This window comes from Nocardia sp. CA-128927, assembly GCF_050955855.1.
Taxonomy (GTDB): domain Bacteria; phylum Actinomycetota; class Actinomycetes; order Mycobacteriales; family Mycobacteriaceae; genus Nocardia.
The window spans coordinates 1959654-1971703 of the sequence record NZ_CP192087.1 but is presented as its reverse complement, the minus strand read 5'-3'; the positions used below and the strand labels follow the sequence as shown (position 1 = coordinate 1971703).

The window sequence follows — 12050 nt, the reverse complement described above, 5'->3', positions numbered from 1 at the left end:
CTTCACTTGGTCGCGAGTCGGGTGAGTATCGATCGAGCCAACGGCATCACCGCTTCGATTCGGTCGAACGAAGCGCGAGCGAGCAGCTCACGAGTCAGGCTCGGCGAGAACCTGAACAAGGCGTAGGTGGCCCAGGATTCGGGATTGACCGGCACTATCGCCCAGTTGCGTCGGGCCGCGCGTTCGATGACTCTGGCGACCTTGTCGGGCCCGGCGAACGCCAGTGTCTGCATGCCGCTGGCCGCGCGCTGCCATTCATCGGCTTCGCCATCGGACAACCCCGCGCGCTGCCCGTTGGCGATCAGGTCGGTGCGAATAGCCCCGGGACAGATTGTGCTGACACCGATTCCGTGCCTGCGCAGTTCGATGCGCAGTGATTGGCTCGCCATCAGCACTGCGGACTTGGCGACGCCATAGGCCGGGTCCAGCGGTGACGGGAAGTAGGCCGCCATCGATGACAGGTTGACGATGTGACCGCGGACGTTATTGTCGATCATCTGCTGCGCGAACACTTTTGAGCCGTAGACAACGCTCATCAGATCTATATCGATCTCACGTTGCCAGCCGGCCGCGCTCATTTCGACGAACCCGCCCAGGTCCATGACGCCCGCGTTGTTCACCAGGACGTGCGCGGGCCCGAATTCGCCGAACACCCACTCGGCGAAGTCTTCCCACTGCTGCTCATCGGATACGTCGAGCCGACGGGCGACGGCCAGGCCGCCTGTCGCGCGGATCTCCTCGGCGGCAGTCTTCGCACCTACCTCGTCGATATCAGCGATGACGACCCGAGCGCCCTTGTGGGCGAACAGCTTCGCCGTCTCCCTGCCGATACCGGCACCTGCGCCGGTGACGATCACCGTCCTCATCGCTTGCCTCCCAAGTCCTTGCTGACCTGTTCGGTGGCAGCGTCGATGAACGAAACCGTGAAAAGCCCTGTGAGGCCGCGCATCACACTGGGCGATAGCCGGTACAGATACCAACCTGCCCACGCCTCGATGCCGACCGGAACGGTGGACAGGTTCCAGCGCACCGCGCGGTCGATGGCCGCCGCGACCCTGTCCGGGCTCCGGCCGAAATGGCGATGCACCCCGCCGAGCCGGGCGGCCCACGCCGAACTGTCTTGCTTATCCGCGCCGCCCCGGCTGCCGTTGGCGGCCAGGCTGGTGCGGATGAGTCCGGGACAGATCGCGCTCACGCCGATCCCCTGTGGACCGAATTCCGCACGCAGCGCTTGAGTTCCGAACCATGCGCCTGCCTTGGCGGTGACGTAGGAGGGCGCGGCCGCCGCGGGCAGGAACGCCCCGACCGAACAGATGTTGATGATGTGGCCGCGGACGCCCGCCTCGGTCATCCGCTGGACGAACAGTCGCGACCCGACTAGCGGGCTCATCAGGTTGATCGCGATCATCCGCCGCCAGTCCTGCCCGGTCTGCTCCAGGAAGCCGCCGCCGATCAGGGTCGGGTGGCCCGAGGGGATTGCACCCTCGGGCTCCCGCAGATCCCGGCGTGAAGGTCTCCCTTCACCGGGCTCCTGTCGTCTTGATCATCAGCGGATAGGCCACCCAACGCCAGTGGGCGAAGGCACGCGGGTACTCGGTGGTGGTGCGTTCCCAGTACTCCCTGGCCTTGCGGCGCGGCCGTAACCGTTTGAACTTCTTGCGGATCCACCGCACCAGGTAGGTGTTGATGCGGGCCAGAAGGTTATGTATCGCCGAAGGGTAGAACGCCCCGTAATAGTTCATCCAACCCCGGACGACCGGATTGATCATCGCGGCGAGTTCAGCCCAACCGAGATCGGTGCGGCGATGTAACCGCCACCCCCGTACCGTACGACCGAGCCTGGTCAAAGCGTCCTTACTGATCGCGGGCAGAAACGAGGTGAACACCCTGCCCTGCTTGTCGCGAGCACTGCGAGCGCGGAATGTGTAACCGAGGAACGTGAACGACGTATGCTCAGCCGAGCCCCGCCGTTTGCCGCCCTTGCAGTACACGATCCGGGTCTTGTCCGGATGCAACCGCAACCCGACCTCGCTCATCCTGTTCTCGATCGCGGCCAGCACCAGGCGAGCCTGGCGTTCGCTGACGCAGTGCACGATCGCATCGTCGGCATAACGTTCGAACACGACATCGGGGAACTCCCGGACCATCCACATGTCGAACGCGTAATGCAGGAACAGGTTCGCGAGTACAGGCGAGACCGCGGACCCCTGCGGGGTACCTCGATCTCGTTGCGCCACAGTGCCATCGGGCAGTTGAAGCGGCGCTTCGAGCCACCGCTTCACATACAGCACCACCCAACGCTGATCGGTGTGCGCCTGGACCGCTTTGAGCACGAGATCCCAAGGGACACTGTCGAAGAACTTCTCCACGTCCAAGTCGATGACCCAGTCGTATCTCCAACACCGCTGCCGAGCCACCCCGACCGCGTCCAACTGCGACCGCCCCGGCCGGTAACCATAAGAATCCGGATGAAAGATCGGCTCGACCCTCTTCTCCAGCCTCGCGGCCACCACCGTTTGAGCGATCCTGTCCGCAATCGTGGGCACCCCGAGCATCCTCGTGCCCGCGCCATGCGATTTCGGTATCTCCACCGCTTTGACCGGAGGCGGAAAGTAGCTGCCCGACGACATCCGATTCCAGATCCGATACAGATTGTTCTTCAGATCGGTTTCGAACTCCGCCAAGCTCACCGCGTCCACTCCCGGCGCACCCTTGTTCGCTTTGACCTTCTCGTATGCCTCCTGAACTTCCCACTTGAAAATCTCGAACGACTTCGCTGACGACTTCAGCTCGCTCACCACAGCTCCTCCCGGACCACACGGCCCGGTTGACAGGACAAACAACAGCCACAGACGACCCGGCCCCTTCGCTCCACACCCATTACAGAAGCTTCACCACTACTACGAGCCGGTCCGCCGGCGCACCCCGCGACGGGGGTTTCCCTCTCGCCGCCGATCTACTCGACGAAAACGGTTTCAGGGCACGCCTTCCCACGTTCCATGCCAAAGCCGCAGACCAGGCTCATGCCGCCTCAATGCCGGACGCCACCTGACCATCAATCGGGACAACCTGTCAGGCCCAGCTCCCGCAGCCCGGAACATGGCCACGGTTTCGACGTCACTTCGAACGTAACGACACGTCAACAGCGGTTCGGGTTCACTCATCTTCCTGGTCCCCACCTGACGCCTCTCACGACGCCTTTTCCACATCGCTCACCACGACGGTCTTCAGCCAACGCAGCATGTGGCGGTTTGAAGCCTCCGCCCGAGCGGCGACTCCGAAGGGCCAAACCTTCATCTCTGGCACAGCATCAACTCCAAGCTCAGCTACCTACACTGACCTCCTCGTTGTTCGTGGCACACATTCCGGCGTTGTTCACCACCACCTGGGGCACACCGTGTTCTGCGCACACCCAGTCGGCGAAGGTCTCCCATTCGGCGACATCGGCGACGTCCAACCGCCGGAACACCGCACGACCGCCCTCGCGCTCGATCAGCCCGACGGTGTCGGCGCCGGTCTGTTCGTTGATGTCGGCCACGATCACTGTTGAGCCTTTGCGGGCGAATCGCTGGGCCGTGGCTCGGCCGATGCCGCTGCCCGCACCCGTCACCACGGTTACCGACATGCTCGCCGCCCTCGGATCGCCGTGGTGGTGTCTGTGCCGATCATTTGGACGACTCCCTTGTCAGTCTTCATGGCTACTGACTCAGAGAGTAGGAGCATTCAGATACTGATGCAATCCCAAATTTGACAAAGACGTCCACTACCCCGATGTCGGGAGCGATGGAATCAGGGGTCAGTAGGTGTTCGGATGATGTTCGAGGTCGGCCGCCCAGAGGCGCAGCGTTCGAGTGAGCAGCTCGATGACCTGGTCGTCATCGACGACTCCAAGGGTGCGACCGAAGGCGAGTCCGGTACCGGTCGCCATCACTGCCAGCAGTGCCATATCGCGCTGCTGCGGTGAGGCGTCGACCGACAAGACGGTCGACAGCATCGCACCCAGCAATCCTCGGCCCATCTCGATATGCCCGTGCGAGACGGCCATCTGGTCTGGATCTTTATGCACGGCCAGTGCGTACTCGGCGGCCAGCGCGATCAAGCTTTCCTCGCCGACCAGCGCTCGATACCAGTCCCCGAGAGCGTCGATCTGCCGGTCGGGCGAGCTGGCGACTTGGGCCATATCGGCGACCAGACCGGCGAAGGTGCGCAGGTAACAACGCAGCAGCACTTCGGCGCAGAGGTTCTCCTTGCTGGAGAAATTGGCATAGATCGCCCCCTGCGTACGCCCTGCCGCGGCAGCGATCTTGGCAACGGTCGTGCCGTGCAACCCGTCGGCGAGGAACAGCTCCTCGGCGGCGTCGAGCAACTCCTCCTTGGTGCGCTGCCGAGACTCCGCGCGGGTGACCCGCTTGCGCTCGCCTGGCATCGCACACCTTTCCTCATCGACGTGATCGGTCCACCACCGATCCTAATCTGCGACAGGCGGCTCAGATACCGCCGCTATCCCGGCTATTGCACAGCCAACTCCGATACCGCTAGTATTCAAAAATCAATGCAATGCGAATAGGCGGCTGCAGCGACGGCGTCACGGAGGACGCGATGGCCGATATCCGGCCTTCCCGGGCCAGCACCCGTCTCGATCCCAGTACGACGACCGGACTCGACCGCGCGACCAACCCACGCAACACCGCGCGTTGCCATCAGATTGCTGCAACGGTCGATAGGTTGATTCCGTTTCCGCCGGAACCCTGCCCCGCTGGACCATCACTATGCAATCGTGCTCTGGAAGGAGCCCTTTGAAGGCGTCCCAGTCACCGGCTCCGAGATCTGGCCATGCCGCCTCGGCAATGCAGGTCGCCCGTACCAATGTCGTGCAGACGACGCGGTCGAGCCTGCGAACCTTCGGGCGGGTAGTCGATCTGGCGTTGCGGTCGGTACGGGGCACGGTTTCCGATGTCACCACGCGCAGGTTCCAGTGGCGCGAGATGCTGGATCAGGCGTGGTATCTGATCACTGTCACCGCACTGCCCGCGGTGCTGATGGCTGTCCCGTTCGGGGTGGTGGTTTCGGTGCAGGTGGGCAATCTGATCCACCAAATCGGCGCGGATTCGCTGATCGGCGCAGCGGGCGGGCTCGGCGTCATTCAGCAGGGTGCGCCCATCGCCACCGGACTGCTACTCGGCGGCGCGGGCGCCTCGGCGATCGCGGCCGATCTGGGGGCACGCACCATTCGGGACGAGATCGCGGCGCTCGAGGTGATGGGTATCGATCCGGTGCATCGGCTGGTGATTCCGCGCATGGTCGCGATGCTGCTGGTCGCGCCGCTGCTCAACATTCTGGTCATCTTCGTCGGCGTGGTGTCCGGGTACGCGGTGGCCATCGGCGCGCAGAACGTGACACCGGGTAGTTACTGGGCGACCTTCGGGTCGTTCGCGGTGCTGACCGATGTGTGGGTCTCCCTCAGCAAGGCCGTGTTGTTCGGCTTCATCGTGGTGATCGTGGCCTGCCAGCGCGGACTGGAGGCCGGCGGCGGCCCACGTGGTGTGGCAGACGGAGTCAACGCGGCGGTGGTGCTGTCGGTGGCAGCGGTCATCGTCGTCAATCTCGTTATCACGCAGGTGGTCACGATGTTCTTGCCGATCCGGGTCGCATGATGGCCGCTCCGTATCGCCCCAAGGGCACCCGGTGGATCTATCAGGCCGCCGGGTACGCGCGCCCGCTCGCACCGTTCGAGAGCGCCGGGTTCGTGCTCGATTTCCTGTGGCAGGCGCTGTCGTCGATTCCGCTGACACTGCGGCGGTATCGCGGCGAGACCTTGCGCGCGGTCACCGATATGACCTGGGGCCGTGGATCATTGATCGTCGGTGGCGGCACCGTGCCGATGCTGATCGTGCTCGGCCTCGCCATGGGCGCAGGCACCGGCATCCAGGCCTTCGCCGCGTTGGACCTGGTCGGCCTCGGTTCGGTCTCCGGTGTGGTGTCGGCGTTCGCCAATACCCGCGAACTGGCACCTATCGCCGCGGCCGTCGGGTTCGCCGCCCAAGCGGGCTGCCGAATGACCGCCGAGATCGGCTCCATGCGCATCTCCGAGGAGATCGATGCGCTGGAATCCCTTGGCCTGCGGTCGATTCCGTTCGTCGTGACCACTCGGGTCATCGCGGGCGCGGTAGCGATCGTGCCGACCTTTCTGATCGCGCTGATCCTGTCCTACCTGGCCTGCGACACCGTGGTGGTGTTGCTACACGGCCAGGCAGGCGGCGTCTACGACCACTATTTCTTCCAATTCACCAGCGGCTACGACATTCTCGCCGCGACGATCAAGATCCTCATCTTCGGCGTCGCGGTCATCCTGATCCACTGCTACTACGGGTTCTTCGCCACCGGCGGCCCCGAAGGCGTCGGTATCGCCTCCGGCCGTGCGGTGCGCGCCAGCTTCGTCGCCATCATCGGCCTCGACATGGTGCTGACGCTGCTGCTGTGGGGCATCAATTCCTCGATCGAATTCACTGGGTGACCTCAGATGCCGAACTACACCATTCCCGGTGTCGCCACCACCTCGAAGCGGGCCCGAATCCTCGGACTGGTCGCCGCCGTCATCGTGGCTGTCCTGGGGATCGCAGGCAGCCAGTTGCGAGACACCTCCGAGGGCAAGCGCCTCGAAATCCGTTTGCGCACAGACCAGATCGGTGAGGGTGTCACCTCGGGTACCTCGGTGCGGGTCGAGGGTGTCGCGGTCGGGGAAGTCTTAGCGGTATCCAGTGTCGAACAGGGTCGCCAACTACTCACCCTCGGCCTCGATCGCGACCAGATCGCCGGACTCACCGACGCGATCACCGTCGATTACTCACCGGAGAACCTGTTCGGGATCAGCGCTGTCACCCTGCGCCCCGGCTCCGGCGGCACACCGTTGCGCGCCGATGCGGTGATCGATCTGGTTGGCAAGGTCCAGGATTCGACCATGGGTGCCCTGCTGCGGCAGCTCACGCAGACCTCCACCGACGTGTTCACGCCCCGGCTCGCCGACCTGCTCCGAGAGTTCAGCGGCGACCTCCGGGCGTTCACCCCGATCCTGCAGGCGATGGTGACGATGAGCCGGGCGATCGCCGACACTCAGATTTACCCGCCGTCGTTTCTGCTCGATCAATATGCTTCGTTCTTCGGCGGTCTGGGGACCTTCAGTTCGGCGACGTTGACCCTGCTGAACTCCATCCTGTCCATCGAAGTGTTCAACAACGATCGCGCACGGTACGACGCCTCCGTCTCGATGGTGACCGATCAAGCGTTCCCGGCCATCGCCGCACTCGGCGGCGTCGCCCGCGCCCACTTCACCGGCTACGCAGACATGTTCACCCCCTTGGTCGCAGCCCTCGCCGCCACCGTGCCGACTCCGGACCGATCACACGCGCAGTTGAGCGAGCTGATCGACCGGCTCGACCGCATCTTCGCCGACACTCCCGACGGGCCGAAGGTGAACCTCGCCGTAACCCTGCGCGGCGTACCCGGAATCGCGGTACCGCTGCTGGGTCAACAGGCGCTCACCGGCTTGGAAGGGGCACGATGACACGACGATCGACCCTCGGCGTGAGCTGGCGACTGGGCTTGTTCGCCGCCGCCATGGTCGGACTGCTGGTAGTCATCGCGACCGCCATCACCCGACCCGTACACGGCGACACCGACACCTATCACGCCCTTTTCACCGATGTGAGTGGGCTGAAGTCCGGTGACGATGTGCGCATCTACGGGGTGTCCGTCGGCAAGGTCACCGGCATCCACCTCGACGGCACCCGCGCCCAGGTCGACTTCAGCGTGCACTCCGCGCGTCCCGTGTACACCGCCAGCGTGCTCGCCATCCGCTACCAGTCGCTGACCGGGCAGCGCTATATTGAGGGGCCACGAGAATCCCGGACAGCTGACCGGTGGTTAGTTCACGCCGCTTGCTGCCGAGTCATGTAGTCATCGTGGGCTTCCAACGGGGTCATGTAAGAAATCCCCGAGTGGATCCGCCTGCGATTGTAGAAGCCCTCGATGTATTGCACAACAGCAGAACGTGCTTCGTCTCGCGTCGCGAACGTCAGGCGATGGATCCACTCATTTTTCAAAGCACCGAAGAAGGATTCGGCCATCGCGTTGTCCCAGCACACGCCGGTACGACCCACAGATTGCCGGAAACCCAAGTCTGCCAGCTTCTTCGCGAACTCATACGAGGTGTAATTCGAGCCGCGATCGGAATGAATGACACACTCGTCGATCAACTCGATGTTGGATGCCGCCATATCGAGGGCGGAGCAGATCAACGATGTACGGAAATGGTCGGCCATCGACCAGCCGACGACCATCTTCGAATAGCAGTCGATCCAGGTCGCCAAATACAGCCAGCCCTCACCGGTTTGGATGTAGGTGATGTCACCGACGAGCTTGCGACCCGGTGCGTCGGCGCCGAAGTCGCGTCCCACCAGGTCCGGGAGGCGGTGTTCGGTTCCCTCGGTCGTGATCGGGCGCCACGGCCGCGGCTGGCAGGCCCGCAAGCCCAGCTCACGCATCAATCGACGCACTAGTGCCTCATCCAGAAAGACATCCCAGGAGCTTGAATGTCAAGCAGCGGACTGCTGAGCTGGGTCGGGCCAGGCTGTGGTCTCGTTGTAGAGGGTTCCGGTTTTGAGGCAGCCGTGCAGGATCCCGACGAGTCGGTTGGCGAGCTGGCGTAGCGCGGCGTAGTGACCGACACCGCGGGCTCGCTGACGGTCGTAGTAGTCGCGGGCGCCCCGGGACCACATCAGCGCGGATTGCGCCTGGGTGGTGAGGGCGTCGATGAGCCGGTCGTTGTGTACGAACCGGGCCAGGGCGACCTTCTTCTTGCCCGACGCGCGGGTGATCGGGGAGGTGCCCGCGTAGTTCTTGCGGGCTTTGGCGCTGCGGTAGCGGTCGGGGTCGTCACCGAACTCTGCGAGCACCCGGGCACCGAGGACCTGTCCCAAACCGGGCTGGGACGCGATGATCTCAGCGGCCGGGTGCTGCCCAAAATGCGCCTCGACCTGCCCCTGCAACGTCTTGATCTGGGTGTTGAGGACAGTCAGGACCGCCAGCAGCGCCTGGACCGAGGCTGCGTAGGCCTGCGCCACGACCTCGGGCTGGCCGAGCTGCTCGCTGCGCAGTGCGGCCGCAATAGCGGTGGCTTTGTCGGCGACGTTGCGGCGGCGCGCCCGCTTCAACGCGGCACTGATCTGGGGGATCGTGAGCCGGGCCGCCGCAGCTGGGGTGGGTGCTTTGGCGAGCAGTTCCAGGGTGTCGGCGGCGTCGAGGTCGTCGAACGCGGCCAGCGCGGCGGGGAAGTAGTCACGCAGAGCGTGACGCAACCGCTGGGTGTGGCGAGTTCGGTCCCAGATCATCGTCTTGTGAGCACGGGCCACCACCTTCACGGCCTCGGCTCGCGCGGAATCCCCAGCGACAGGTCGCAATTCGTGGGAATGGGTGCGGACCATATCCGCCAGCACGTGAGCGTCACCAGCGTCGCTTTTGGCACCCGAGACTCCCAGCCGGTCCCGAAACCTGGCCGCCTGCAATGGATTCACCGCCAGTACCGTGTATCCGGCGGCGACCAGCGCCCCGACCCAGGGACCGCGGTCGGTCTCGATCCCGACCAGGACCTCGACCTCGTCGGCGTCGTCGACCAGGCCGCCGAGGATCGCGTGCAGTCTCGCCATTCCGGCGACGCCCTCGGGCACGCGCGTTTTGGCCAGGCGGCGCCCGGCGGTGTCCATCACCTCCACGTCGTGGTGGTCTTCAGCCCAGTCATCTCCTACGAACAGTCGCAACAATCCTCCAATTGCTAATGCCGATCACCGTCGAGCAGCCAGCAGGAGAACCATCAGCGACCTAATCAAGCAGTGCTCACGCCCATTCGGGCGGGCACGACATCCCAGCAGCGATCAACTCTCCCGGCCTACCGGCAGGGGCACGGTCTTTCTCCAGGACTCGAAGTCCAGGGTGCGAAAGTGCTCACCTACCGGCCGGCTACTACCAGGAGTGTGCCGGATAGCTCACTCCCAGAACTGATTAGGTTGCTTCGGTAACCGGGTGTCGGTTTGCCCGAGCGCTCGCTGGCAGCGAAGCTGCCGGTGGAGGTGATGCCGGTGGCTCGGAAACCGGAAGTGTTTGTGCGAGCGGTGACCCCGGAAGAGGGGCGACGGTTGCAGAGGATCACGAAGACGAGCAGGCAACCAGTCAGGATGCGGCGCGCGATCGTGGTGATGTGCTCGGCGCAGCGGCAACCGGTCCCGGCGATCGCGCGGTTGATGCAAGTGTCGGAAGCCTATGTGCGGCAAGTGATTCATGAGTTCAACGAGCGGGGGTTCGAGGCGTTGGACCCAAAATGGACACCGTTGGCGAATTCCGGTGTGCTGTCAGACTGTTGGCCGGAGGGCGGCGAAGTGTGATAACCGGGTCGGGGCGAGTGGTGTGTTCTCCCACCAAGCGTTGAGGCGGTTGAGGTTCATGCCTGCAGCAGTCAGCAGGTGCTGGAGGCTGGTCTTGGCTAAGCCTCGATAGCGGGATCGGCGGAGGCCGTAAGCTCGGATGCCTTGAGCCACAGTCCCTTCCACGCCCGCGCGGTGCTGGTAACGCTGTTGCCATTGATCGGTCTGTTGGTCGGCGCGGCCCAGTTGGAGAGCTTGGTGCTGGGCACGATGGCGGATGGTGAGCCGTCGGCCCGAACTGGAGCGGGTGCAATGCTCACGGGCCGGACAGGGGCGGCATGCCGAGTGTGGGAATCGGACCCTGATGACCGGGACTCCGTCCTGGGATCGGTCAGATTTCCAGTCGGTGGAGGCGGTGCCTTGCGGGCAGGTGACCCGCTCGTTGTCCCAGTCGATTCTGAAGTCGTGCAGGGTGTAGCCCCTGTCGGCTGCGGCTTGCCAGCCGGTGGCCGCCTTCACCGGCCCCAGCAGTTCGACACCGTGCTGCTGCTGCGTAGCGACGAGCAGGTCGGCATCGACATAACCGGCGTCGACCAGATGCACGTCGGGAAGCAGATCCCGCTCGGCCAGGCTGGTATGGATCGCCGCGGTCATCGCCATGTCCGGGACCGGTGCCGGTGTGGTGGCGACCTGGGTGATCAGGTGCGGCGCGTCGGGCTCGCAGGTTTCGGTGAGATGGACCTTGTAACCGTTCCAAGAGGTGTCGCGTTTGGTGCCGGTGCGCGCTTGCTCGTCATAGGGCGAGCAGTAGCGGATCGCCGCTGGTGGCAGGTCTTTCTTGTCTCTCCAGGCCACCGCCTCGTCGGTGAGCTGGTATTGCTGCACCCATATCCTTCGCAGCAATTCCACTGCGGGCAGCTGCCGCAGCCACGTTGCGGCAGCGGGTGCGGTGACCGCCGACAGCACGGTCATGCCATCGGAACCGATCTGGTTCGCGTGGGCGGCCCGGGCCGCCCAGCGGCTCGGGAACCGAGTGTCTTCCGACCGGGCACTGTATCGGTCGAACCACTCGGGTTCGGCGATACCGGCCAGCCAGTCGGGTGCCGCGGCGGCAAGGGCGTTGAGCGCGGATCGTAGTGTCTCGGTCACGAACTGGAGCCGGTTGAGGTCCCGGACCGATGCCAGCACATGAGTGGAATCGCTGCGTTGCCGGCCACCCGGCTTCAGCAATCCGGCTTGTCGAACGGCTTCCAGGACCGCGTCGAGCACACGCTGCTCCAGCCCGCCCGTGATCAGCCGGGAACGGAACTCGCTGAGCACCGAGTAGTCGAAACCTTGATCGGTCAACTCCAATCCCAGAGCGTATTTCCAGTCGATCCGAGCCCGAACAGCGTGTGCCGCTTGACGATCGGTGAGTCCTTCGGCGAACTGCAACACCGACACCAGCGCCAGCAACGCCGGTGAAATCGCGGGTTGACCGCGGCGTGAGAACACCTCCGCGAACTCGGCATCAGCGAAGATCTGCCCCAGAACATCCCGCATCCGCATCGCCAGGCAACCCTCCGGAAACACGGTCCGAGCGACCCGAACCGTCTCCACCGGAACCTCATCCCACCTGCGCGGACGCAACGACACCAC

12 protein-coding genes and 1 pseudogene are annotated in these 12050 nt (G+C 64.4%); 5 read left to right on the top strand and 8 right to left on the bottom strand.

Features of this window, described 5'->3' with window-relative positions:
• Positions 1 to 2 precede the first annotated feature (2 nt).
• The 5 genes and pseudogenes from ACQPW1_RS09330 to ACQPW1_RS09310 form a co-directional block, all read right to left on the bottom strand.
• The gene (locus ACQPW1_RS09330) at positions 3 to 866 is read right to left on the bottom strand and encodes an SDR family NAD(P)-dependent oxidoreductase (protein ID WP_433662329.1); all 864 of its coding nucleotides are present in this window, start codon (positions 864 to 866) and stop codon (positions 3 to 5) included.
• Positions 863 to 1456: pseudogene (locus ACQPW1_RS09325) on the bottom strand (SDR family NAD(P)-dependent oxidoreductase); the annotation flags it as partial. The pseudogene ACQPW1_RS09325 and the gene ACQPW1_RS09330, both read right to left, overlap by 4 nt.
• A gap of 64 nt (positions 1457 to 1520) precedes the next feature.
• Positions 1521 to 2798 (bottom strand): group II intron reverse transcriptase/maturase, encoded by a 1278-nt coding sequence (gene ltrA / locus ACQPW1_RS09320; protein WP_433655162.1) that lies wholly within the window; start codon positions 2796 to 2798, stop codon positions 1521 to 1523.
• 524 nt (positions 2799 to 3322) lie between these two features.
• Positions 3323 to 3625: an SDR family NAD(P)-dependent oxidoreductase gene (locus ACQPW1_RS09315; RefSeq protein WP_433662328.1), complete on the bottom strand. Its 303-nt coding sequence runs from the start codon at positions 3623 to 3625 to the stop codon at positions 3323 to 3325.
• 171 nt (positions 3626 to 3796) lie between these two features.
• Positions 3797 to 4426 (bottom strand): TetR/AcrR family transcriptional regulator, encoded by a 630-nt coding sequence (locus ACQPW1_RS09310; protein WP_433662327.1) that lies wholly within the window; start codon positions 4424 to 4426, stop codon positions 3797 to 3799.
• A gap of 421 nt (positions 4427 to 4847) precedes the next feature.
• On the opposite strand from ACQPW1_RS09310, the gene ACQPW1_RS09305 reads away from it, so the two are divergent.
• Genes ACQPW1_RS09305 through ACQPW1_RS09290 form a run of 4 tightly spaced genes read left to right on the top strand, consistent with a single transcriptional unit; the run spans position 4848 to position 7953 of the window.
• Positions 4848 to 5654, top strand: a complete 807-nt coding sequence (locus tag ACQPW1_RS09305; RefSeq protein ID WP_433662326.1) for an MlaE family ABC transporter permease — start codon at positions 4848 to 4850, stop codon at positions 5652 to 5654.
• Complete coding sequence (locus tag ACQPW1_RS09300; RefSeq protein ID WP_433662325.1) at positions 5651 to 6514, top strand: ABC transporter permease; 864 nt, start codon at positions 5651 to 5653, stop codon at positions 6512 to 6514. Before ACQPW1_RS09305 ends, ACQPW1_RS09300 begins: the two co-directional genes overlap by 4 nt.
• Positions 6515 to 6520: 6 nt before the next feature.
• On the top strand, positions 6521 to 7561 hold the full coding sequence (locus tag ACQPW1_RS09295; RefSeq protein ID WP_433662324.1) for an MlaD family protein: 1041 nt from the start codon (positions 6521 to 6523) through the stop codon (positions 7559 to 7561).
• Positions 7558 to 7953, top strand: coding sequence for an MlaD family protein (locus ACQPW1_RS09290; protein WP_433662323.1), 396 nt, complete (start codon positions 7558 to 7560; stop codon positions 7951 to 7953). Before ACQPW1_RS09295 ends, ACQPW1_RS09290 begins: the two co-directional genes overlap by 4 nt.
• Here ACQPW1_RS09290 and ACQPW1_RS09285 read toward each other — a convergent pair.
• A complete protein-coding gene (locus ACQPW1_RS09285) occupies positions 7926 to 8552 on the bottom strand; it encodes an IS3 family transposase (RefSeq protein ID WP_433662322.1) in 627 nt (208 codons plus the stop codon). The genes ACQPW1_RS09290 and ACQPW1_RS09285 overlap by 28 nt on opposite strands.
• A gap of 39 nt (positions 8553 to 8591) precedes the next feature.
• Positions 8592 to 9815, bottom strand: coding sequence for an IS110 family transposase (locus tag ACQPW1_RS09280; protein ID WP_433654210.1), 1224 nt, complete (start codon positions 9813 to 9815; stop codon positions 8592 to 8594).
• Between the two features lie 267 nt (positions 9816 to 10082).
• On the opposite strand from ACQPW1_RS09280, the gene ACQPW1_RS09275 reads away from it, so the two are divergent.
• Positions 10083 to 10433, top strand: coding sequence for a helix-turn-helix domain-containing protein (locus ACQPW1_RS09275; protein WP_433662321.1), 351 nt, complete (start codon positions 10083 to 10085; stop codon positions 10431 to 10433).
• On the opposite strand, the gene ACQPW1_RS09270 is transcribed toward ACQPW1_RS09275, so the two are convergent.
• Positions 10401 to 12047, bottom strand: a complete 1647-nt coding sequence (locus tag ACQPW1_RS09270; RefSeq protein WP_433665190.1) for an IS1182 family transposase — start codon at positions 12045 to 12047, stop codon at positions 10401 to 10403. The genes ACQPW1_RS09275 and ACQPW1_RS09270 overlap by 33 nt on opposite strands.
• Positions 12048 to 12050: the final 3 nt, after the last annotated feature.